Below are 22,898 nucleotides of genomic sequence, written 5' to 3' on the forward strand. Positions count from 1 at the left end.
TTCCGCAGTAGCTCAGTGGTAGAGCTATCGGCTGTTAACCGATCGGTCGTAGGTTCGAGTCCTACCTGCGGAGCCATGGCCCGTTGGTCAAGTGGTTAAGACACCGCCCTTTCACGGCGGTAACACGGGTTCGAATCCCGTACGGGTCATACAAAAAAGAGTCAGCATTATGCTGGCTCTTTTTTATTTTGTTAATCCTTTTTATTACGTTACTTTCCAGAAATAAATAAAGGAATTTTGGAAAAGCTATGGTATGTATAAAAAGGAGGAAATCATAATGACACGAGTGAGAGACTTAATGAGTACCCATATTGTACATTGTACACCGCTAGACAATGTATATGAGGCAGCTGTAAAAATGAAGGAAGAATCGATTGGATTAATTCCTGTTGTTGAAAATGAGCAAGTTGTTGGGCTTGTTACTGATCGTGATTTAGTCGTTCGAGGGATTGCTGAAAAACATCCTGGATCTAATAAGATTACAAATGTAATGACAACAAATATTATCTCAGTTTCTCCAAATGATTCTATTGAAAAAGCTACAGAGCTAATGGCACAGCATCAAATTAGACGATTACCAGTAGTTGATAGTGGTCAACTTATTGGCATGTTAGCACTAGGAGATTTAGCTATAAGGGAATCAGCAGATGATCAAGCTGGATTTGCCTTGAGCGAAATCTCAGAGCGTACAGAGTAAATTGAAACTTTCATTAACCGAGAGTTTAATGGTCACTCATAAAGAGCTAAATTATATATAAATTTCAGATACATTATTCTAGTATATATGGATTAAACTAATATGTTAGCGTGATGTATCTGAGACATTATATAATAAGTATGTGGTTAATAATTTCGACATTTTTTTAAAATTTGTTATTCTTAATTTTTAATAAGAGAAAAGATGATATACTGATAGATATAAGTATTATGAGAGATTTTGAATATAACAATATTAATTTTTAGTGGTGCGATAATAAATTAATATTTCCTACATAGATGAAAAGGGAAGGGGAATTATATGAAGGCTGTACAGGGCGATCCAAATTGGAATTTGGTTACAGATACATATATAGAACCAAATAATTTCGCTGAATTATTTTCTTTGCTTGTACCTTGTCACCCAAAAGGTGAGGGGAAAGAACGAACTATATTAGTATGGAAAGAGAAAGAATTTTATAAAGAAGAAAATTTAGCGGCATTTATCGTATATGGCATGAATAAAGCAAAGAAATTACCGCAGTTTCATAAAGATGAAATTCCAACTTTAGTGCGTATTCTTCGCTTATGCCAAGAGATTGGTTGGTATGAAGAGGCAAATGATTTTATGATAGCGCAAGGATTAGCTGAGTTTGTTCATACTTCATTGGAATATGAAACATGGGATCTTTTGACGCAATCAGTTGCTTTAAATTATTTAATTATTAAATATCGTATAGGTGAATTGACAGATAGGGATATTGAAATTTGGGATAGAGTTAAATTTAATGAGAAGTGTATAACCGATTGTAAACATTTATTATCTCATAAAGAAGTATTGGAATTTACATTCTTTTATATGTGCAAGAGAGCGAAATCATTATCAAAAGAGCAATTAAATAGTGATATGATGAGTTTAGCAATGTATTGTAATACTTTTGTATATGATTTGTATACACATGATTTATTACGGAAATATCGTAAGTGTACAGATTTCCTATCATATTATGGACCTAGTCAGGCAGTTTTAGCATGTCAAAGAGCTGTATTATCTCAAATTTCCGATCGCTTAGACCCATTAAAGACAACGCATGTAGATGATTATTTATATGTGATGAAAGAAATGATGGAGCATATGACGATAGGAGTAATGGATCGATATGGTCATTTTATTGGAAAGCTACTATCTTATGTGCCATTTTTCGAAATGATACAAGTTCCACAGCATGCATATTATTGTGAAGAATTACTGTATATTTGTAAGGGCATTGAATATAAAGAAGAAACACTACGCAATTATATATTTATACAATTACATGATTGTTTACCATCATTTTTTAGGCTATTTCTTAAAAATAAGCGTTACGCAACGATTCATGATATTCTTTTCTATTGGTGCGATGACGAACAACGAATGAGCTTAGAGAAAAAATATAATCTGAGCTTTATTTATGAAAAATATGCTTGTGGATAAACAATATTTTCGATATGAAAAATTAATATAAATTAAAAAGGATCTCCAGTTTATGTGAGATCCTTTTTTGTTAGTAAAACAAGGAGAAAGTGATTAAGACAAGAAACAACATTCCATATAGGAGAAGTTGTGCAGTATAACTTCCTTGTATACCAAAAAAAGTATTGGCTTTCTTATACAAATTCAATATGTATTTTATTGGAGTATCTTTGAAAGATTGGTACACAGTGTCTCCTCTTTCTAAGCTTCTTGTTTTTGTTTTTGGTTATAAGGGACATTAATATATCTAGCTACAAATAATAAAACAGCCATAAAGAATACTGGAAATACAGTAGATAAATAAAAGCCATTACTAATTATATTTGTTATGAGAGCACTCAAAAGAAAAATAGCATTATAAATATGGGCAATTTTTTGTTTTAGTTGCACTTGAAATGATTCCATCATAATTTCTAATGCAACAAAAGCAATAATAATAGATAAAAATACAATGTTTGTATTGTAAATGATTAAACAACAGATTAAACCTAAAAAGGCTACGTATTCAATTATAAGAGGTATATTGCGTGGCATACAATTTACCTAACTAAATATGGCAGTGGATTTACTGCATTTGTTTTTTCAAAATTCCATTCTCCATTATGTAATTCAAAATGAAGATGTTGCCCGTATGAATGACCTGTGTTTCCCATATGACCTATTAATTGTCCAGTTTGTACTTGATCACCAGCTTGTACAGTGCGATCCTTCATATGAGCATAAACAGTTGTATATAATTTCCCATTGATTTGATGCGCAATGAAAACAACATTGCCATAGCTAGCTGAATAATAAGATTTCACAACTTTACCTGCAGCAGCAGCTTGGATAGAGACGTTTCCTGGAGCGGCAATATCTATACCATAATGCATTTGTTCCCAGCGTATATCAAAGGTTGAGCTAATTCTTCCTTGAGCGGGGAATTTGAAAGCAGCTGGAATTGATGAAGGCTGATCTGTTTTAGCTTGTGGTTGATTTTGTACTACATAGTGTTTTGCTACATATCCGTATCCTGTGCCAAAACGAATTTTATACCAAGTACCTACAGTTTCTACTACTTGTACTTGAGTACCGTTTTGTAATGAACCGAGTAGAGCGCTACTTGTACTAGCGGTGCTACGTACATTTAGATTAGGTGTTGCAACAGTATATTTTGTATTATTTTGAACGGTGATTCCTTTTACTAAGGGTTGTGAACCATTAGAGATGAATGCTTTTTGTACGTAACCTGTTTGGCCATTATGTGATATTTTATACCATTCGCCTTGATCTTCTTGAACGGTAATAAACTTACCATTTGGTAATACATCTAAAATGGAAGATTCTAAATTAGGTTCAGAGCGAACGTTTAATGCATTAGCATTAACGATGTATTGATCATTAGATTGAAGTTTGTTTTTTAGTAAAATAGCATCTTTTTGTACATAACCTACTTTATTATGAACAGATACTTTATACCAACCATTAGTTGTTTCAATGATGTTCACTTTTGTATTAAAGCGAATTGTATCAATTGATGTGCTTTTTACGTTATCTTCTGTATGTAATGCTACTTGATCGACTTTGACATACCCAGTTTTAATATTAGATAATTGTTCAGCGTTTGCTTTTTGTACATTTGTTTCACCCATAGAAGGAAGTAAAGAAGCAATCGCTACAGTAGTTGCTGTTAAAGCAGTAGCTTTCATATTCATGGAATAGAGACCTCCTCTAGTTGTATAGTTGTAATTTTATTATAGTATAAAGATATAATATAGTGGGGGTATTCACATAAATGTAATATGAAATCAATATAAAAATAAATTTTTTGAGGATAATGATTCCTTTTTATACAATTAATTGGGGTTTTATTTTCTAAAATAGAATGTATGTATTGTATAATTTTGATATTATGTTGATAATTAAGAAAATTAAAAAAGTTGATGATGTCTTATTAGGGTGTTATACTGACAGTGATAATTTTATAGTTTGCTAGGAGAGCTGGTGTTGTCAGCTGAGAGTAGGCCGTAAGCCTTTGATCCTTTTTATTACCTGATCTAGATTATGCTAGCGTAGGGAAGCAATTCGGACACTAACAATGAGTCCCCGTTTCTTTGCGTATAGAAACGGGGCTTTTTTATTTGAAAATTTCATATTGAAACCACTAGGGGTGCTTGACTTGCTGAGAGAGGAATAATCCTTAACCCTTACAACACCTGATCTAGGTAATACTAGCGAAGGGAAGTGGAACATCGAATAAATGTATAACTTTATTTGCTGTAACCACTTCTTATATATAGAAGTGGTTTTTTATTTAGATACATATATTGAAAGGGGATAGAGAAATGAAATTTTGCGATAGATTATTAGAAACTGTGCAACCGGTTTGGGAGATGAGTCATAATCATCCGTTTGTAGTGGGTATGGGAGATGGCACGTTAGAAAAAGATAAATTCCAGTATTATATTATTCAAGATTATTTATATCTGCTAGATTATGCAAAGTTATATGCGATTGGTGTTGTAAAAGCAACGAATCCACAAGTAATGGGAAAGTTCGCTGAACAAATTGATGGAATATTAAATGGCGAAATGACAATCCATAAACAATATGCAAAAAGACTTGGAATTTCTATAGAGGAGATAGAGTCTGCGAAACCATCTGCTAAAAATTTAGCTTATACAAATTACATGATGTCTGTATCTCAAAATGGCACACTTGCGGAATTAATAGCAGCGCTTCTTCCATGTATGTGGAGCTATTGGGAAATTGGAAAGCGTTTAAATGATATTCCTGGAGCGAGAGATCATGAGTTTTTTGGTGAGTGGATTCAAGGATATAGTTCGGAAGAATACGGTAATCTTTGTATTTGGTTAATAGATTTATTAAATGAAATGGCAGTTGGAAAGTCTGAGAAAGAACTAGAAAGATTAGAGGAGATCTTCTTATATTCCAGTCGATTTGAATATTTATTCTGGGATATGTCCTATCGTAAGGAGATGTGGGGATTTGAGGAGCAAGAACATACTACAGTTTCATAATGTTTCTTTTCATTACGATGAGAAACCAATCATCCATGAATTAAATGCTTCTATACATGAGAAAGAGTTTGTCAGTATTATCGGACCGAGTGGATGTGGAAAAAGTACTTTATTTCGCCTTATTACAGGTCTAGAAAAGGTAAGTACTGGACAGATAGAACTGACAGAAACAAAGAACCATCCTGTAGGATATATGCCGCAAAAAGATATGCTTTTGCCGTGGAGAACAATTATTGAGAATGCTGCCCTGCCGCTAGAGTGCCAAGGTGTACAGAAGAAAGAAGCAGAAGTAAAGGCAAAGGAACTGTTACATAAATTTGGTTTGCAAGGGTATGAGAAAAAATATCCGAAAGATTTATCTGGTGGTATGAGACAACGTGTATCTTTTATTCGAACTTTATTAACAGGCGGGGAGATATTGCTGTTAGATGAACCGTTTAGTGCGTTGGATGCTTTAACGAAGGCCTCTTTGCAAGAATGGTTGTTTGAACAATGGCAAGAGTGGGAAAAAACAATTTTATTCATTACTCATGATGTTGAAGAAGCGTTATTTCTTTCAAACCGAGTTTTAGTAGTGGAACAGCAGCCGATAACGACTTTGACTGAGCGGACTGTACCGCTTGATCATAACAGAACACGAAAAGATTTATATAAACCGGAAGTATTAGCGCTGAAAGGTGAGCTTCTTAGTATGTTACAAAGGCAGGTACTTGTGTGATGAACCGATTGAAAGAATTAGTTCCTGCTATTACACTTTCTAGTATTTTACTAGCTGTGTGGGAAATAGGAGCAAGAATTGTAGATGAGATGTACATTTTACCGTCACCGTCTGCGATTGTAATGAAGATATGGAAACTAAAAGACATATTATTTACAGTTCATTTACCTGCAACGTTATACGTCGTTTTAATAGGTGTTGTTATCTCTATCGTATTAGGTGTAGGGCTAGCGATGTTAATGAATGCGAGTACATGGATGGAAAGAGCATTTTATCCATTATTAGTTGCTTCACAAACGATTCCGATTACTGCGCTTGCTCCGCTATTTGTTTTATGGTTTGGATATACAATTTGGAGTAAGGTTGTTGTCACAGTTTTAATTACGTTTTTCCCAATTGCGGTCAATACGTATGATGGACTTCGTAGTACGAAAAAAGAATGGGAGGAGCTCTTAGTTACATATGGAGCAACAAAAAGAGATATTTTTCTTAAATTAAAGTTGCCGTCTGCTCTTCCTTATTTTTTCTCAGCTTTAAAAATTGCAGTTCCGCTTAGTGTTATCGGAGCAGCAATTGGAGAATGGCTCGGTGCACAAGCTGGGCTTGGATATTTCAGTAAGAGAATGATGACGCAGTTAGATGGAGCTGGCGTATTTGCACCTATTGTATTGTTATCATTATTAGCTATTTTCTTCGTCGTAATTATTTCCATATTAGAAAAGAAATTCATTAGTTGGAGGAAGCATTCATGAAATTTTTAAAGCGCATCTTTGTGTTTACATTATTAATTGCAATAATTGCAGGATGTTCGAGTAATTCAGCATCAGACAAAAGTAAAAAAGAGAAAGAAATAACAGTCATGTTAGATTGGTATCCAAATGCGGTACATAGCTTTATCTATGCAGCAATTGAAAAAGGATACTTTAAAGAAGAAGGTGTAAAGGTAAATATTAAATTCCCTTCTAATCCGACTGATCCATTAACGCTAGCAGCAGCAGGGAAGGTGACAGTTGGCTTGTATTATCAGCCAGATGTTGTTATGGCGAGAGCGAATGAGCAAATTCCAGTGAAATCAATTGGGGCTGTCGTACGTTCACCATTAAATCATGTTGTATCACTGAAATCAGCGGGCATTCAATCACCGAAAGATTTAGAAGGAAAAACAGTAGGATACTCTGGAACACCATTAAGTGAGATGTATTTAAAAACGATGGTAAAAGAAGCTGGTGGTAATCCTGATACAGTGAAAGTAGTAGATGTTGGCTTTGATTTAGTACCAGCATTAATTACGAAGAAAGTAGATGCGGTAACAGGGGCATACATTAACCATGAAGTACCTGTTATGCGTCATGAAGGCCATGAACCAGCGTACTTTAATCCAGCTGATTACGGAGTACCAAACTATCATGAGCTTGTGTTTGTAACAGGTGATAAAACGTTGAAAAAAGATAAAGAGGCGTTGCAAGCTTTCTTACGTGGTACGAAAAAAGGCTATGATTTCATGAAGAAAAACCCAGATGAAGCATTGAATATTTTATTAAATCATCAAGAAAAAGAAAACTTCCCACTTGTGCCAGAAGTTGAAAAGGAAAGTATGAAAATTTTATTAGAGAAGATGGAAACGAAAGATGAGCCATTCTTATCAGATTCAAAAGAATCTTGGGAGGAACAAAATAAGTGGCTGAAGGACAAAGGAATGACGAATGAAACCGTCCCAGCCGATGAATTATTCGAAAATATTTTAAAGTAGGCGAATGAATATGAAAAATGAGCTCCACGTAATCTCAAATGGCCATATGCCATTCGAAGAGTTAGTGAATGTAGCGATGCAAATTGAGAGTGAGATTGATTATTTGCATATTCGTGAGCATGAGAAGAGTACGAAGGAATTATATGAAGGTGTGGAAAGTCTATTAATGGAGGGCTTTCCAGCTTCTAAAATTGTCATAAACGATCGAATTGATATTGCAATTTTATTAAATATTCCTCGTGTTCAACTAGGATATCGAAGTACAGATGTAAAGTCAGTGAAAGAAAAGTTTTCGTATTTGCATGTCGGTTATTCTGTGCATTCGCTAGATGAAGCAATAGTAGCTTTTAAAAATGGAGCGGATTCACTCGTTTATGGCCATGTATTTCCGACAGATTGTAAAAAAGGTGTGCCAGCGAGAGGGCTTGAAGAAATTTCAGACATTGCAAGGTGTTTATCTATACCGATTACAGCAATTGGAGGAATTACCCCAGAAAACACAGTGGATGTTCTTACTAACGGTGTAAGCGGTATAGCAGTTATGTCTGGAATTGTAAGTAGTAGTAACCCGTATAGCAAAGCGAAATCTTATAAGGAATCAATAAGAAAGTGGGCGGAAAAACATGTGTGAGAAGTATGATGTAGCGATTATTGGTGGTGGTGTAATTGGTAGTTCAGTTGCACATTTTCTAGCAGAAAGAGGACATAAAGTAGCGATTGTGGAGAAGCAAAGTATTGCATCGGAAGCTTCAAAAGCAGCTGCTGGTTTACTTGGTGTTCAGGCAGAATGGGATGCGTATGATCCGCTATTTGAACTTGCTAGAGAAAGCCGAGCTATATTTCCACAACTTGCAGCAGTTTTACGTGAAAAGACGGGTGTTGATATTGGATATGAAGAAAAAGGAATTTATCGTATTGCTCAAAATGAAGATGAGAAGGAAAGAATTCTTCACATTATGGATTGGCAGCAGAAAACAGGTGAAGATTCTTATTTTCTAACGGGAGACCATGTGCGGGAAAAAGAGCCATATCTATCCGAATCTATTATAGGAGCAGTATATTATCCGAAAGACGGTCATGTTATTGCACCAGAGCTTACGAAAGCATTCGCACATTCTGCAGCGATTTCCGGTGCTGATATATATGAACAGACAGAAGTATTTGATATCCGTATTGAAAATAATAAAGTGACTGGAGTTATTACAAGTGAAGGTATTGTCACATGTGAGAAAGTCGTTATTGCAGGAGGTTCATGGAGCACGAAGTTACTCAGTTATTTTCACCGCGATTGGGGTACATATCCAGTTAAAGGAGAAGTGGTTGCGGTAAGAAGTAGAAAACAACTTTTAAAAGCACCTATTTTTCAAGAAAGATTTTACATTACTCCAAAGCGCGGTGGACGTTACGTAATTGGGGCAACAATGAAGCCACATACGTTCAATAAAACTGTGCAGCCAGAAAGTATAACTTCTATATTAGAGCGTGCTTATACAATATTGCCAGCTTTAAAAGAAGCAGAATGGGAAAGCACGTGGGCAGGATTAAGACCACAATCGAATCATGGAGCTCCTTATATGGGAGAGCATGAAGAAATAAAAGGTTTATATGCTTGCACGGGCCATTATCGAAACGGTATTTTATTAAGTCCTATTTCTGGCCAATATATGGCTGATTTAATAGAAGGAAAGCAAGAGAATCATTTGCTAGATTCATTGCTTTCTAGAAGAGTTTAGAAAGGGGATGGGAGTTTGAATTTAAAAATTAATGGTAACCAAATTGAAGTGCCAGCGAGTGTAAAAACAGTAGCTGAGCTACTTACACATTTAGAGCTAGATAACAGAATTGTTGTAGTAGAGCGTAATAAAGATATTTTACAAAAAGATGATCATACAGATACATCTGTTTTTGATGGAGACCAAATTGAGATTGTAACTTTCGTAGGAGGCGGTTGATTATGTTAAACATTGGACCATTTTCATTTCATTCTAGACTTTTATTAGGAACAGGTAAATTCCCTGATTTTGACGTACAGCAAAAGGCAATTGACGTTTCTGAAGCTGAAATTTTAACGTTTGCAGTACGTCGTATGGATATCTTTGATGCAAAGCAACCTAATTTATTAGAGAAACTTGATGTGAAAAAATATACGTTATTACCAAATACAGCAGGAGCAAAAAACGCTGAAGAGGCTGTTCGTATTGCAAAATTAGCAAAAGCTTCTGGGCTTTGTGACATGATAAAGGTAGAAGTTATTGGTGATGATAGAACGTTATTACCTGATCCGGTAGAAACATTAAAGGCATCTGAAATGTTACTGGAAGAAGGATTTATCGTACTTCCGTATACATCTGATGATGTTGTATTAGCACGTAAATTACAAGAGCTTGGCGTGCATGCGATTATGCCAGGAGCATCTCCAATCGGATCAGGACTTGGTATTGTAAATCCATTAAATTTGAGCTTCATTATTGAACAAGCGACAGTACCAGTTATCGTTGATGCCGGTATTGGTAGCCCAGCTGATGCGGCATTTGCAATGGAATTAGGAGCAGATGGCGTGTTATTAAATACAGCTGTATCAGGAGCAAAAGATCCTATTAAAATGGCACAAGCAATGAAATTAAGTATTGAAGCAGGCCGTTTAGGATTTGAAGCAGGTCGCATTGCACGTAAGCGTTGTGCAACTGCAAGTAGTCCTTTAGAAGGAATGAGCGTAGTTGAATAATCGATATTCTCGCCAAGAACTATTTTCTCCAATTGGAGAAGAAGGACAGCAAAAGATAAGAGAAAAGCATGTGCTTATTATCGGTGCAGGTGCATTAGGTAGTGTAAATGCAGAGATGTTTGTAAGAGCAGGTGTTGGCAAGATAACAATTGTTGACCGTGATTATGTAGATTGGAGTAATTTACAAAGACAACAATTGTATGCAGAGAGCGACGTAAAGAATAATCTTCCAAAAGCTATAGCGGCTAAAAAACGTTTAGAAGAGATTAATAGTGATGTAACAATAGAAGCTCTCGTTCAAGATGTAACAGCTGAAGAGCTAGAAGAACTTGTTATAAATGTTGATGTAATTATTGATGCGACTGATAATTTCGAAACGCGCTTTATTGTAAATGATATATCACAAAAATATTCTATTCCATGGATTTACGGTGCATGTGTAGGTAGTTACGGTCTTTCTTACACAATCCTTCCTAGTAAAACACCATGTTTATCATGTTTATTACAGTCGATTCCGCTTGGCGGGGCAACATGTGATACAGCGGGTATTATATCACCTGCTGTATCTCTTGTCGTTTCTCATCAAGTAACAGAAGCTCTTAAACTGTTAGTAGAAGATTACGAATCACTTCGAGATGGGCTTGTATCGTTTGATATGTGGAAGAATGAGTATTCATGTATGAATGTGCAAAAACTTCGCCAGCATAATTGTCCTTCATGCGGAGAGAATGCATTATATCCGTATTTAAATAAAGAAAACACATCAAAAACAGCAGTTTTATGCGGGCGAAATACAGTTCAAATTAGACCACCTCATAAAGATGAAATGAATTTTGAACAATATAAAAAGTTGTTGGAAGGTCGTGTAAATGATTTAAACATAAATCCATATTTACTATCATTTTCTGTTGAAGACAAGAGGTTAGTAGCCTTTAAAGATGGCCGTGTGCTCGTACATGGAACGAAAGATATAAGCGAAGCAAAAACGATTTATCATCGCTATTTTGGATAGAAAAGGATGAGTGGGATGAAAGTGAATAAAGCTTTAACAATTGCAGGGTCTGATAGCGGCGGCGGTGCTGGAATTCAGGCAGATTTAAAAACATTCCAAGAGCTTGGTGTATACGGAATGACGGCTATTACGGCAATTACTGCTCAAAACACGCTTGGCGTTCAAGGGGTATATCCTGTTCCGTTAGAAGGTATTACAGAACAGCTGAATTCAATTGGTACGGATTTAACACCAGATGCAGTGAAACTAGGAATGTTATTTAGTAGTGAAATAATTCAAATTGTTGCAGAACAAATTAAAAAATTTGGCTGGAATAATATTGTGCTAGATCCCGTTATGATCGCAAAAGGCGGTGCATCATTATTACAGCAAGAAGCAGTTCATGCATTAAAAGAATATTTATTACCAGTAGCAACCGTTATAACACCGAATGTTCCAGAAGCAGAAGTGTTAACTGGGGTGGAGATTCATAATGTTGAAGATAGTAAGGAAGCTGCAAAAGTATTGCACGAATTAGGTGCTAAATATGTGCTTATGAAGGGCGGACATGCAGAATATCAAGGTAATGAAGTAATTGATTTCCTCTTTGATGGAGAAGAATTTATTGAGTTTAGAAGCGAGCGAATTCCTTCAAAGCAAACGCACGGAAGTGGGTGCACATTTGCTTCAGCGGTTACAGCAGGACTTGCGAAAGGATACTCAATTGAAGATGCTGTTCAAGAAGCAAAACGATTTATTAGTATAGCAATTGAAGAGCCATTGAATATTGGTAGTGGTCATGGACCAACGAATCATTTTGCGTATAAAGTGAATAGAACGCGTGTATAGATAAGTGAAAAGCCAGTTTTATAACTGGCTTTTTTTCTGTTTACTTTTTCAAAATACAGGAGTAATATATCAGCCAGAATATATTTTTTTGTAAACGCTGAGTCCAATTATATGGAGCGGAGGAACCAATTTGTGCAGTGTCACTAGGGGTGAATCTTTCAAATTTGAAAGTAGGGCTACTCTCAAAGCCCGAATCCGACAGCTAACTTCGTAAGCGTCTTGAGAGAGGACGGTGCCATGATGGATACATCACTTCATCGATCTGATTAGTATAGGGGAATATCAATCTATGTTTGATTTCTTTTATACTAAGGAGGATGAGGTACATGGAACTAACACTTATTTGTGTTGGAGAAGAAAGTAAGGTAAATAGTTTAAGAGATCTAGTTGCATTTCAACATGAGTTAGTTATTTTTACAGCAAATGAAGAGGTAGCGGCTGAAGTTAGGAATTGTGGGTTTGATTGGACTTATAGTTGTAGTAAGGAGCAGGATTTTACTAGTATTTGTGAGTGTATTAAGAAGGTCATTTTACTAGGGGATGAGCTTCCAATCGTTAGTTTCTTCACAGAACACATTCGTTTTTCTTTTCAAGCACCTATTACTGTTGTTACAAGGAATAAACGATATCCAGCGAGGCTCTATGAAACCATTGGAGCTAAGTTTGTCGTGTTTACAAATTGTGATAATATTTCTTTTTTATTTTTTGAATAGGGCGGGGGAAGAAATGATGAAGGTACTATTACTTGGAGATATAGCAAATCGTTGGGCAGTATCGGTAGAGCGAGTTCAAGAATTGGTCCAGATTGATCCCCTTTTTCCAGGGCCATATATTATATTACCATCAAAAGATGCTTTGTATTTAGAGATGGATATTACCGAGTATGAGCAGCTACATGCAGAATTGACACAAGTTTATATTCGTGGGAGAAATTTACGTGCATTTTTACGAGGAGAATAAAGGTTGAATAAAAAAGAGCGAATGCTGAGTGCAACAAGCTATGCACTTCATGTCATTCGCTCTTTTTATTTCATATTTAAAAGGTCATTTTTAAGAAAAGAAAAGAGAAATAAAGAAAATAGATGAAATAACAGTAATAATCTTCAATGTAAGCGTTTAAATGAATGTAAATATTATTATTTTCAGTAATTTACCCCTTTACAAGTGAAATATAGAGGAGTATATTTACTCTCATAAATCATTCATAAAATTTCCAAAAAAACCTAAAATCGCTGAGTTCCAGAAATGGAGCGGGGGAACCAATTTTGTGCATCGTCACTTGGGGTGAATCTTTCAGTTTTGAAAGTAGGGCTACTCTTTAGGCCCGAATCCGACAGCTAACCTCGTAAGCGTTTAGAGAGGAGGTTTACTTTTTGTTGTTCATTTTTTGAACACTGAGTAGAGCTCAGTGTTCTTTTTTAATATTTAAATGGTAAATTTTAACAAAAAGAGAGGGATAGTTATGTTAGATGTTGTAATGGTCGGGATTTTTATTTTATTAGTTGCATCGATGGCAAGTCTTGCAAGTTGGTCAGATAAAGTTGTGAAAGAAGGAAAGCAATCATGATGATTGTCTTATCGGTTATTGTCGCAGCAATTACAGTGTATTTAGTGTATGCATTATTAAATCCAGAGAAGTTTTAATTAGGGGGAATCATTCATTATGATTTGGGTTGCAGTCATTATTACAATGCTCTTGTTTATTTTAGTAGCAAAGCCAACGGGGATTTATTTAGAAAAAGCTTTTCAAGGTAGCAAAACGTTAGATAAAGTATTCGGGCCTTTTGAAAAACTTATTTTTAAAATTACGGGTGTAAAAGCATACAATCAAACGTGGAAACAGTACGCATTATCATTAGTTTTATTAAATGGATTTATGATTGTTGTCGTATACTTCATTTTCAGATTACAAGGTGTGCTGCCACTAAATCCAGCGCATATTGAAGGGATGGAGCCTACGCTCGCTTTTAATACAGCAATTAGTTTTATGGCTGATACAAACTTACAGCATTATAGCGGTGAAAATGGTTTATCTTATTTATCACAATTAATCGGAATTACATTTTTAATGTTTGCGGCACCAGCAACGACATTAGCGCTCGTTATGGCTTTTATAAGAGGACTTGCTGGAAAAGAACTTGGTAACTTTTTCGTTGATTTTACGAGAGCGTTAACGAGAGTGTTTCTTCCTATTGCATTTATTGCGGCACTAGTTTTTGTCGCACTTGGCGTACCACAAACGTTAGATGGGGCGGTTACAGCACAAACGATTGAAGGTGCAAAGCAAAGTATTTTACGTGGACCTGTTGCATCATTCGTTTCCATTAAGGAACTTGGAAATAACGGCGGTGGATTTTTCGGAGCAAACTCTACGCATCCTTTCGAAAATCCAGGACAAATGAGTAATATTTTGCAAATGATGCTTATGATGTTATTACCAACAGCACTTCCATTTACGTACGGACGAATGGTCGGAAATAAAAAACAAGGCCGCATCCTTTTCGTGTCACTATTTATGGTATTTTTACTAGGGTTTATAACGATTACGACATCTGAACTAAACGGGAACCCGGCATTAAATGGAATGGGTATCGAACATGTACAAGGAAGTACAGAAGGGAAAGAAGTACGATTTGGAACAGTATTTTCTTCACTATACGCAACGGTAACGACAGCTGCTGAAACAGGCGCTGTTAATACGATGCATGATACGTTAACACCAATTGGCGGTTTAGTTCCGCTTGTAAATATGATGTTAAATACTGTGTATGGTGGCGTTGGAGCAGGTTTTGTAAACATTATTATGTATGCAATTATCGCGGTGTTTATATCTGGGTTAATGGTTGGACGGACACCAGAGTTTTTAGGTAAAAAGATTGAAGGTAAGGAAATGAAATTAATCGCGGTCACGATTTTATTTCATCCATTGCTCATTTTAGGATTTTCGGCATTAGCTCTTTCAACAAATTTAGGGACGGATGCTATTTCTCATTCCGGTTTCCACGGTTTGACGCAAGTGGTATATGAATATACATCGTCAGCTGCGAATAACGGATCTGGATTTGAAGGATTAGGAGATAATACACCGTTTTGGAATATTACGACTGGTTTAGTTATGTTTTTAGGACGTTACTTCAGTTTAATTACGATGCTAGCTGTGGCAGCTTCATTGAAAGAAAAAACGGTAGTGCCAGAAACAGTCGGAACGTTCCGTACAGATAATAGTTTATTTGGTGGCATCTTCATCGGAACAATTGTAATTGTCGGTGCATTAACATTCTTCCCGATGTTAGTACTCGGTCCAATTGCAGAATTTCTTACATTGAAGTAATGGAGGGTAAATGATGAGACCGGTAGTAGTAAAAGAAAAACAATTAAATGAGTCACAAATACATGCTGTAGAAGATGAAGTTAGACAAGCGAAAACGATGGATCGTGATATCGTAACACATGCGATGAAGCAATCCGTTGCGAAATTGAATCCGAAAGTCATGATAAAGAATCCGATTATGTTCGTTGTGGAAATTGGATTTATCATTACGTTCATTTTATCTTTTCTTCCAAGCAGTTCTAGTAGTATACCAGGATGGTTTAATATAACAGTTTCTCTCATTCTATTATTTACAGTTTTATTTGCGAATTTTGCAGAAGCATTAGCAGAAGGTCGTGGTAAAGCGCAAGCCGATTCTTTAAAGCAGTCGAAGAAAGATGTGTTTGCAAATGTAGTAAAAGAAAATGGAGACATTGTCCAAGTTTCAGCAACTGATCTTAGAAAAGGTGACGTTGTTATCGTAAAACAAGGAGAAATGATTCCAAGTGATGGCGAAGTAATCAAAGGATTAGCATCTGTAGATGAATCTGCAATTACAGGTGAATCAGCTCCTGTTATAAAAGAAGCAGGCGGTGATTTTTGTTCCGTAACAGGTGGAACGATGGTCGTAAGTGATGAAATTACAATTGTCATTACGAGTAATCCTGGTGAATCATTTATCGATAAAATGATTTCTTTAGTAGAAGGAGCTGCTCGTCAAAAAACGCCGAATGAGATTGCTTTAAATACAGTATTAACGAGCTTAACTCTTATTTTCTTAATCGTCGTTGTGACGTTGCCGATTTTTACAAATTATTTAGGTTTTCAAATTGATACTGCTGTACTTGTAGCGTTGTTAGTATGTTTAATTCCAACGACAATTGGTGGTTTGCTATCAGCGATTGGTATTGCGGGGATGGATCGGGTGACAAAATTTAACGTGCTAGCGATGTCAGGGAAAGCAGTAGAAGCTGCGGGCGATATTAATACAATTATTTTAGATAAAACAGGTACAATTACTTTTGGGAACCGAATGGCTCATACATTATTGCCTGTAGGAAATGAAACGATTGAGCAAGTTGGAAAGTGGGCCGCTATTAGTTCTGTTTTAGATGAAACACCAGAAGGTCGATCTGTTATCGAGTATGTGCAGGGAAAATCTATATCATATAATAGAGAACTTGCAGAACAAGGTGAGTTTGTTCCGTTTAAAGCAGAAACGAGAATGAGTGGTGTTGATTTACAAGACGGAACGAAAGTGAGAAAAGGTGCTGTAGGTGCCGTTATTGAATGGGTTGAGTCACAAGGCGGAACAATTCCGAAAGATGTAAATCAAAAAGCAGACTTAATTTCAAAAGAGGGCGGAACACCACTTGTAGTTGCAGTAGATAATCGTATTTACGGTTTAATTTATTTAAAGGATACAGTAAAACCGGGTATGCGTGAGCGTTTTGAACAGTTACGCCAAATGGGGATTAAAACGGTTATGTGTACAGGTGATAATCCGTTAACAGCAGCAACCATTGCAAAAGAAGCTGGAGTAGATGAATTCGTTGCCGAGTGTAAACCGGAAGATAAAATTGCTGTCATTAAAGCAGAGCAAGATAAAGGGAAACTTGTAGCGATGACAGGTGATGGTACAAATGATGCTCCAGCATTAGCACAGGCGGACGTTGGATTAGCGATGAACAGTGGTACGACAGCAGCGAAAGAAGCGGCAAACATGATTGATCTAGACTCGAATCCAACGAAAATTATTGAGGTTGTAGGAATCGGTAAGCAATTGTTAATGACGCGAGGTGCTTTAACGACGTTTAGTATTGCGAATGATATAGCAAAATATTTTGCAATCATTCCAGCAATGTTTACACTTGCGATTCCGCAAATGGAGGCATTGAACATTATGAAATTAACATCACCACTGTCAGCGATTTTATCAGCATTAATATTTAACGCTGTTATTATTCCATTACTCATTCCGTTAGCGATGAAAGGTATTGCATATAAACCGATGAGTTCTAATGCATTGCTTAGCCGAAACTTACTTATTTATGGGCTTGGCGGAGTTATCGTTCCGTTCATTGGAATTAAAGTAATTGATATAATTGTCGGCTTGTTCATATAAGGAAGAGGGGAAAAAGATGGAGAAGAAACAAAGTATACTATCACCAATTATCCGTATTACTTTTACATTTCTAGTGTTGTGCGGACTTGTATACCCGCTTATTGTTACTGGTATTGCACAAGCCGTGATGAAGGATAATGCGGATGGAAGTCTAATATATAATGATAAAAATGAAGTGATTGGTTCTAAATTAATCGGGCAAAACTTCACGGATCCACGTTATTTTCAAGGGCGTGTTTCTAGTATTGAATATAAGGCTGAAGCATCTGGTTCAAATAACTATGCACCATCTAATCCAGATTTAGAGAAACGAGTAGAGAAAAGTATTGAAGAGTGGAAGAAACAAAATCCGAGCGTTCCAGTAACAGAAGTACCGATAGATTTAGTGACAAATTCAGGTTCAGGGCTTGATCCTGATATTAGTCCGAAGGCAGCTTCTGTGCAGGTGGATCGCATATCGAAATTAACGAATATTCCGAAAGAAAAACTTAATCAATTGATTAAAGATCAAACAGAAGGTGCTGCGCTTGGTTTATTTGGAGAAGATCGAGTGAATGTCTTAAAGCTAAATTTAGCATTACAGAAATTAATGAAATAGTAACAGTGCTACCTCAATCTAACGGATTGAGGTAGCGTTGTTTCGAATGAAAGGTAGTGTTTATTTTGTATGCAGATGATTATGAACCGAAGTTTCAAAGGCGAACGCCAGAGGAATATTTAGAATATATTCGTCAGCAAAATCGGGGAAAGTTAAAGTTATATGTAGGAGCAGCTCCAGGCGTAGGAAAAAGTTATAAAATGCTCTTTGATGCAAGGGAAATGAAAAAAGATGGAATTGATATTGTAATTGGTTTAATTGAAACGCATGGAAGAAAAGAGACGGAAGAAGCAATTGCTGATTTAGAAAAAGTTCCTTTGAAAGAAATACAGTATAAAGGAAAGGTATTTTATGAGCTTGATGTGGAAGGAATAAAAAAACGCGCGCCTCAAGTAGTCGTAGTGGATGAACTTGCGCATAGTAATGTTCCTGGTTCTAAACATAAGAAACGTTATATGGATGTGCAGGAATTGTTAGAGGCTGGTATATCGGTATTATCAGCTTTTAATATTCAACATTTAGAAAGTGTTCATGATATTGTAGCTCAAATTACGAATGTAAAAGTAAGAGAACGAATTCCAGATTTTATTTTACAAAAAGCAAATGAAATTCAGCTCGTTGATGCAACACCGGAAGTACTTCGGAAGAGGTTAATAGACGGAAAGATATATAAAGAAGAAAAAATTCAGCAAAGCTTACAAAATTTCTTTACGCTTAATAATTTAGGAGCACTTAGGGAATTATCACTTCGCGAGGTTGCCGATGATATGGACGAGAAAATTAGCCAAACAGTAATAGAACCAATTGGCGTAAAAGAAAAAATTCTTGTTTGTGTACAATACAGTTCAACAGCGGAGAAATTAATAAGACGGGGATGGCGCATGGCTGATCGGTTAAATGCTGAATTGTATGTATTAAATGTTGAAAGAGAAAATATAGACTCTCTTTCAGCTGGTAAAAAACAAACAATTGAAGAGTGGAAGACGCTCACGAATCAATTTGATGCGAGTTTTGTATTAGAAGAAGCAAAGGGAAGAAAGCCAGCGGATGTTATTATTGAAGTCGCGAAAAGATTGCAAGTAACACAAATTTTACTTGGGCAATCAGCGAGAACGCGGTGGGAAGAAATTCGAAAAGGTTCTATTGTAAATGAAATTATGAGACAAACAAAGTATATTGATATTCATATTGTTGCGGATCAAAGAGGGTAAAATAGAGCCAACATTTTTGGGGCTCTATTTTAATTTTTGTACAGCATGAAGGCTTAGCATTTTCATTGTATATAAGATTACAAGTAAAAACATAATTGCGCCTAGGAAGAAAATCCAAAAGTAATTTTGGTTAAATAAAAGAAATCCACCTATAAGTGGCCCTGTGCCCATACCAAGATAGCGGATGAAGTTGTACATACCGATAGCTGTTGCGCGTTCTTGTACGAATTCTTCTGTTAATAAAGTAGTGTGAGTTGGCATAGAAAGTCCCATACTAAAACCGTACAAAGATGTAACGATAATAATGAATGGGATATTGATGCTATATGTGAAAGAGAATAAAACGACACATATAATATTGAAGAAACTCGTAATAAATAAAGCTTGCTTTGTTGTGAGTCGTTTTTGCAAAAACTTGTAGCAAAAACTTCCTAGCATGATAGAAAGAGACATTGGTACAAACATAAGACCAATTTTATTTACAGTTAAATGAAATGAATTTGTTAAAATACTCGGTAAAAAAACGAGAAAGCAAAAGTAAATACAAAATTGAATGAAGCCAATAAGAGTAATAGAAAATCCAGTTTTATTTTTTAAGATAAGAGAGTAATTCTTTTGTGCTTTAGATTGTTTAATTATATTTGGCTTTGTTTCTGGGAGTAGTGAAATGTTTATAATTAATAAGATAATGCCAAGTGTAGACAAAAAGAGAAATACAGATAAGTGACCATTTATACTGCCAAGATAACCACCTATGAGAGGAGCCATTGCAGGTGCGAGGGCAAGTAACATTTGGTATAGGCTCATCGCTTCTCCGCGTTCTTTTCCTTCAAATAAATCGCCGATAATCGTTGCTGAAACTACAGGTATAGCCGCTATTCCTATAGCTTGAACAGCTCTAAAAAAGAGAAATAAATAAATGTTTGCCGAAAAGGCACATCCGATTGAACCAATTGTACTAATGACTAAACTAGGGATAAGGACAGATTTTCTCCCTTTTGTATCAATTAAAGGTCCATATACGAGCTGCATAATTGCAAGAACGAATGTGAAAAGTGAAACTGTTACATTTACAAGATAAAGAGAAGTGTGAAAAGAATTTTGAATCATCGGTAAGATAGGTGTGTAAATATTTTGAGCGAAGGAACCGAGTAAGGCACTAATACAGACAACATATAAAATGAAAGTTAGTTTAGATTTTTTCATCTTGTTAACCTCCTTGTATTTTAGTTTCCTTGGAAACTAAATTTATTTTAACATGATTTTCTCACTTGTAAAGATGAAAAAATGGTTTTAAAATGGTATATAGTTAAATTGTTTCTTTGGAAACTTAGGAGGCGAACGGATTGAAGCATGCAACGAAGCAAATGGAAATACTTTCGGACATTCGTACACTTTTGCATAAAAAAGAAGAACATTTAAAACGACAAAATGAGAAGTTTCTTCGTGAGACAGGCGTAAGTAGTATGTCTTTATCTGAGTTACATGTAATCGAATGTATCGGAAAAAATGGTTTGATGAATGTAACGGCAATTACGACAGAAATGGGCATGACGAAGGGAGCAATCTCTAAAATTTGTACAAAGTTGTTTCAAAAGCAATTCGTTGAGAAGATGCAAATGTTAGATAATCAAAAAGAAATCTTCTTCAGCTTAACGGAGAGTGGGAATGAAATATATAAAGCTCATGAAAAATTGCATAAGCAAGCTGAAGAAAAGTGGTTGTTACTTTTAGATGGATATACGAAAGAAGAGCAAGACTTTATTCAAAGGTTTATAAAGGATGTCTCCGGTCATTTGGAAATATAATTGGAAGAAAAAACTCCTTTTTCTCAAGTCTTTTAAATATAATTTCTGAAAGAACTCATATATAATAGAAAAAGATACTTAACATGGTGAATAATTAAAGAGTCAATATATATAGAGGAGAGAGTAACATGCTTGAAAATACGGGGTTAGTATTAGAAGGCGGCGGTATGCGTGGTGTATACACGGGCGGGATATTAGAATACTTTATGGAACAAGATTTATATTTTCCATATGTAATCGGTGTATCAGCTGGTGCTTGTCATGCAGCGTCGTATCTTTCCAGACAAAGAAATAGAAATAAAACGGTCAATATTGATTATGCATCACATCCGAAATATTTATCGTATAAAAACTTATGGAGAAAACGTCAGCTATTTGATATGGATTTCATTTTCCACGAAATTCCAGAAAAGCATGTGCCGTTTGATTTTGAAACATACTTTAATAGCCCGGAACGTTTCCTTGTAGGAACGACGGATTGTGAAACAGGGCAATCAGTTTATTTTGAAAAAGAAGGAACGAATGATGATGCGCTAAATTTATTACAAGCGTCTAGTTCATTGCCTTTCATTGCACCAGTAGTAAATTATCGTGGTAAGCAGTTATTAGATGGCGGGATTTCTGATCCAATTCCAGTTCGTAAAGCACAGGAAGATGGATTTAAAAAATCAGTCGTTATTTTAACGAGAAATCATGGTTACGCGAAGAAAAAATCAAAATTTGGATGGATTGCAGGAAAAGCTTATAAAAAATATCCGAATCTTGTTAACACGATGCTAAATCGTTATGAAGTGTATAATGAAACACTTCACTACATTGAAAAAGAAGAACAAGCGGGTAATTTATTTGTTATTCGTCCAGAAGTACCGCTTCAAGTAGATCGTATGGAAAAAGATACAGCAAAACTACAAAATTTATACGAGCAAGGCTATGAAGATGCAAAGAGACAATTTGCAGATTTGCAGGCGTTTTTGCAAAAATAAATATTAGGCTGTGGAGAAGAATTTCTCTGCAGCCTTTTTATATTGCTACTTATACGTTACTTTTTAAAAATGTATGAATGTTTAAGTGTTTAAAGAGTTTGTAAAACATCGGGGTTTCTTGTTGAGGAGAATTTATTTGAAGGATATTATGATGATGTAGCGCTACTAAAATATTAAATTTATGAGGTGATTGTTAATGAAAGGAAAAGTTTTTTCAATTACGACTTTAGTATTATTAGCAACATCAATCTCAACAAGTGCATTCTATCCAACTCTAAGCGGTCACAAAAGCGGTAACCTACTATCTTATAGAGCTCAAACTACTACGAATCAAAATGCATCTCGTTGTTCAGTAGCAATTTCTTTTATTAAATTAAATGGAAATAATTCATATATTGAAAGCGCTTCAGACAAATTAGGGTCCCATGAATCTGGAAGAGCATTAAACGCAACTGTGAGTAATGGTGCATATAACGCCTTTGGTGCAAAAGGACTATACTCGGAGCATTATGCAAATGAGAATAATGACTATCAAGAAGATACACACAAAGGTACTTTTGATAGTAACGGTAACTTACGATTACAGTGGTAAAAAGCATTA

27 protein-coding genes, 2 tRNA genes and 4 riboswitches are annotated in these 22,898 nt (G+C 35.6%); of the genes, 26 read left to right on the forward strand and 3 right to left on the reverse strand.

The window, feature by feature from the left end:
* Nucleotide 1: 1 nt before the first annotated feature.
* From ACS2QP_RS25530 to ACS2QP_RS25545, 4 genes are all read left to right on the forward strand, one after another.
* Nucleotides 2–76: transfer RNA gene (locus ACS2QP_RS25530), tRNA-Asn, on the forward strand.
* Between the two features lies 1 nt (nucleotide 77).
* Nucleotides 78–149: transfer RNA gene (locus ACS2QP_RS25535), tRNA-Glu, on the forward strand.
* A 128-nt stretch (nucleotides 150–277) separates the two neighbouring features.
* Complete coding sequence (locus ACS2QP_RS25540; protein ID WP_000199006.1) at nucleotides 278–697, forward strand: CBS domain-containing protein; 420 nt, start codon at nucleotides 278–280, stop codon at nucleotides 695–697.
* A gap of 321 nt (nucleotides 698–1,018) precedes the next feature.
* Nucleotides 1,019–2,170 (forward strand): DUF3965 domain-containing protein, encoded by a 1,152-nt coding sequence (locus tag ACS2QP_RS25545; protein ID WP_000648912.1) that lies wholly within the window; start codon nucleotides 1,019–1,021, stop codon nucleotides 2,168–2,170.
* Nucleotides 2,171–2,410: 240 nt separating this feature from the next.
* Here the strand turns inward: ACS2QP_RS25545 and ACS2QP_RS25550 are convergent, their stop codons facing one another.
* Nucleotides 2,411–2,743, reverse strand: coding sequence for a hypothetical protein (locus tag ACS2QP_RS25550; protein WP_001137823.1), 333 nt, complete (start codon nucleotides 2,741–2,743; stop codon nucleotides 2,411–2,413).
* Between the two features lie 5 nt (nucleotides 2,744–2,748).
* Complete coding sequence (locus ACS2QP_RS25555; RefSeq protein ID WP_001056030.1) at nucleotides 2,749–3,903, reverse strand: SH3 domain-containing protein; 1,155 nt, start codon at nucleotides 3,901–3,903, stop codon at nucleotides 2,749–2,751.
* Between the two features lie 269 nt (nucleotides 3,904–4,172).
* A riboswitch (TPP riboswitch) is annotated at nucleotides 4,173–4,284 on the forward strand.
* 60 nt (nucleotides 4,285–4,344) lie between these two features.
* Nucleotides 4,345–4,448: riboswitch (TPP riboswitch) on the forward strand.
* Between the two features lie 85 nt (nucleotides 4,449–4,533).
* Here ACS2QP_RS25555 and tenA point away from each other — a divergent pair.
* The 19 genes from tenA (at nucleotide 4,534) to kdpDN (ending at nucleotide 19,506) form a co-directional block, all read left to right on the forward strand.
* Nucleotides 4,534–5,229, forward strand: a complete 696-nt coding sequence (tenA, locus tag ACS2QP_RS25560; RefSeq protein ID WP_000666827.1) for a thiaminase II — start codon at nucleotides 4,534–4,536, stop codon at nucleotides 5,227–5,229.
* Nucleotides 5,198–5,947, forward strand: a complete 750-nt coding sequence (locus tag ACS2QP_RS25565) for an ABC transporter ATP-binding protein (RefSeq protein WP_001256796.1) — start codon at nucleotides 5,198–5,200, stop codon at nucleotides 5,945–5,947. Before tenA ends, ACS2QP_RS25565 begins: the two co-directional genes overlap by 32 nt.
* Nucleotides 5,947–6,699, forward strand: a complete 753-nt coding sequence (locus tag ACS2QP_RS25570; RefSeq protein WP_001080855.1) for an ABC transporter permease — start codon at nucleotides 5,947–5,949, stop codon at nucleotides 6,697–6,699. Before ACS2QP_RS25565 ends, ACS2QP_RS25570 begins: the two co-directional genes overlap by 1 nt.
* A complete protein-coding gene (locus tag ACS2QP_RS25575) occupies nucleotides 6,696–7,697 on the forward strand; it encodes an ABC transporter substrate-binding protein (protein WP_332285412.1) in 1,002 nt (333 codons plus the stop codon). The genes ACS2QP_RS25570 and ACS2QP_RS25575 overlap by 4 nt, the downstream gene beginning before the upstream one ends.
* Nucleotides 7,698–7,707: 10 nt before the next feature.
* Nucleotides 7,708–8,328 (forward strand): thiazole tautomerase TenI, encoded by a 621-nt coding sequence (tenI, locus tag ACS2QP_RS25580; protein WP_438882964.1) that lies wholly within the window; start codon nucleotides 7,708–7,710, stop codon nucleotides 8,326–8,328.
* On the forward strand, nucleotides 8,321–9,430 hold the full coding sequence (gene thiO / locus ACS2QP_RS25585; protein ID WP_438882965.1) for a glycine oxidase ThiO: 1,110 nt from the start codon (nucleotides 8,321–8,323) through the stop codon (nucleotides 9,428–9,430). Before tenI ends, thiO begins: the two co-directional genes overlap by 8 nt.
* A gap of 15 nt (nucleotides 9,431–9,445) precedes the next feature.
* Entirely contained in the window at nucleotides 9,446–9,649 is a 204-nt protein-coding gene (gene thiS / locus ACS2QP_RS25590) for a sulfur carrier protein ThiS (RefSeq protein WP_001049502.1), read from the forward strand.
* 2 nt (nucleotides 9,650–9,651) lie between these two features.
* Entirely contained in the window at nucleotides 9,652–10,422 is a 771-nt protein-coding gene (gene thiG, locus ACS2QP_RS25595) for a thiazole synthase (protein ID WP_000931981.1), read from the forward strand.
* Nucleotides 10,415–11,434, forward strand: a complete 1,020-nt coding sequence (gene thiF, locus ACS2QP_RS25600) for a thiazole biosynthesis adenylyltransferase ThiF (protein ID WP_438882966.1) — start codon at nucleotides 10,415–10,417, stop codon at nucleotides 11,432–11,434. The genes thiG and thiF overlap by 8 nt, the downstream gene beginning before the upstream one ends.
* Nucleotides 11,435–11,449: 15 nt before the next feature.
* The gene (thiD, locus tag ACS2QP_RS25605; protein ID WP_000867372.1) at nucleotides 11,450–12,262 is read left to right on the forward strand and encodes a bifunctional hydroxymethylpyrimidine kinase/phosphomethylpyrimidine kinase; all 813 of its coding nucleotides are present in this window, start codon (nucleotides 11,450–11,452) and stop codon (nucleotides 12,260–12,262) included.
* A gap of 85 nt (nucleotides 12,263–12,347) precedes the next feature.
* Nucleotides 12,348–12,495, forward strand: a riboswitch (cyclic di-AMP (ydaO/yuaA leader).
* 93 nt (nucleotides 12,496–12,588) lie between these two features.
* Nucleotides 12,589–12,975: a hypothetical protein gene (locus ACS2QP_RS25610; protein WP_000424087.1), complete on the forward strand. Its 387-nt coding sequence runs from the start codon at nucleotides 12,589–12,591 to the stop codon at nucleotides 12,973–12,975.
* Nucleotides 12,976–12,988: 13 nt separating this feature from the next.
* Nucleotides 12,989–13,222, forward strand: coding sequence for a hypothetical protein (locus ACS2QP_RS25615; protein WP_002025339.1), 234 nt, complete (start codon nucleotides 12,989–12,991; stop codon nucleotides 13,220–13,222).
* Nucleotides 13,223–13,225: 3 nt separating this feature from the next.
* Complete coding sequence (locus tag ACS2QP_RS25620) at nucleotides 13,226–13,348, forward strand: hypothetical protein (protein WP_001034421.1); 123 nt, start codon at nucleotides 13,226–13,228, stop codon at nucleotides 13,346–13,348.
* Between the two features lie 134 nt (nucleotides 13,349–13,482).
* Nucleotides 13,483–13,628, forward strand: a riboswitch (cyclic di-AMP (ydaO/yuaA leader).
* 96 nt (nucleotides 13,629–13,724) lie between these two features.
* Nucleotides 13,725–13,829, forward strand: a complete 105-nt coding sequence (locus ACS2QP_RS25625; RefSeq protein WP_000887894.1) for a SipW-dependent-type signal peptide-containing protein — start codon at nucleotides 13,725–13,727, stop codon at nucleotides 13,827–13,829.
* Nucleotides 13,829–13,906: a K(+)-transporting ATPase subunit F gene (gene kdpF, locus ACS2QP_RS25630; protein WP_223153441.1), complete on the forward strand. Its 78-nt coding sequence runs from the start codon at nucleotides 13,829–13,831 to the stop codon at nucleotides 13,904–13,906. Before ACS2QP_RS25625 ends, kdpF begins: the two co-directional genes overlap by 1 nt.
* 19 nt (nucleotides 13,907–13,925) lie before the next feature.
* Complete coding sequence (gene kdpA, locus ACS2QP_RS25635; protein WP_000638330.1) at nucleotides 13,926–15,593, forward strand: potassium-transporting ATPase subunit KdpA; 1,668 nt, start codon at nucleotides 13,926–13,928, stop codon at nucleotides 15,591–15,593.
* A 13-nt stretch (nucleotides 15,594–15,606) separates the two neighbouring features.
* Nucleotides 15,607–17,697: a potassium-transporting ATPase subunit KdpB gene (gene kdpB / locus ACS2QP_RS25640; RefSeq protein ID WP_001248003.1), complete on the forward strand. Its 2,091-nt coding sequence runs from the start codon at nucleotides 15,607–15,609 to the stop codon at nucleotides 17,695–17,697.
* A gap of 16 nt (nucleotides 17,698–17,713) precedes the next feature.
* Nucleotides 17,714–18,295, forward strand: coding sequence for a K(+)-transporting ATPase subunit C (kdpC, locus tag ACS2QP_RS25645; RefSeq protein WP_000412607.1), 582 nt, complete (start codon nucleotides 17,714–17,716; stop codon nucleotides 18,293–18,295).
* Between the two features lie 56 nt (nucleotides 18,296–18,351).
* Nucleotides 18,352–19,506 carry a KdpD-like non-kinase potassium sensor gene (kdpDN, locus tag ACS2QP_RS25650; protein ID WP_078421194.1) on the forward strand — a complete coding sequence of 385 codons (1,155 nt, stop codon included), beginning with the start codon at nucleotides 18,352–18,354 and terminating at the stop codon, nucleotides 19,504–19,506.
* Between the two features lie 24 nt (nucleotides 19,507–19,530).
* Here kdpDN and ACS2QP_RS25655 read toward each other — a convergent pair whose 3' ends face one another.
* Nucleotides 19,531–20,712 (reverse strand): MFS transporter, encoded by a 1,182-nt coding sequence (locus ACS2QP_RS25655; protein WP_000748728.1) that lies wholly within the window; start codon nucleotides 20,710–20,712, stop codon nucleotides 19,531–19,533.
* Between the two features lie 140 nt (nucleotides 20,713–20,852).
* Between ACS2QP_RS25655 and ACS2QP_RS25660 the strand changes: the two genes are divergently transcribed.
* The 3 genes from ACS2QP_RS25660 (at nucleotide 20,853) to ACS2QP_RS25670 (ending at nucleotide 22,889) form a co-directional block, all read left to right on the forward strand.
* The gene (locus ACS2QP_RS25660) at nucleotides 20,853–21,314 is read left to right on the forward strand and encodes a MarR family transcriptional regulator (protein WP_000679681.1); all 462 of its coding nucleotides are present in this window, start codon (nucleotides 20,853–20,855) and stop codon (nucleotides 21,312–21,314) included.
* Between the two features lie 128 nt (nucleotides 21,315–21,442).
* Nucleotides 21,443–22,297, forward strand: coding sequence for a patatin-like phospholipase family protein (locus ACS2QP_RS25665; protein WP_000892676.1), 855 nt, complete (start codon nucleotides 21,443–21,445; stop codon nucleotides 22,295–22,297).
* A 196-nt stretch (nucleotides 22,298–22,493) separates the two neighbouring features.
* The gene (locus ACS2QP_RS25670; protein ID WP_438882967.1) at nucleotides 22,494–22,889 is read left to right on the forward strand and encodes a hypothetical protein; all 396 of its coding nucleotides are present in this window, start codon (nucleotides 22,494–22,496) and stop codon (nucleotides 22,887–22,889) included.
* Nucleotides 22,890–22,898 lie beyond the last annotated feature (9 nt).

Source organism: Bacillus cereus group sp. Bce019, from assembly GCF_051781745.1.
GTDB lineage: Bacteria > Bacillota > Bacilli > Bacillales > Bacillaceae_G > Bacillus_A > Bacillus_A cereus.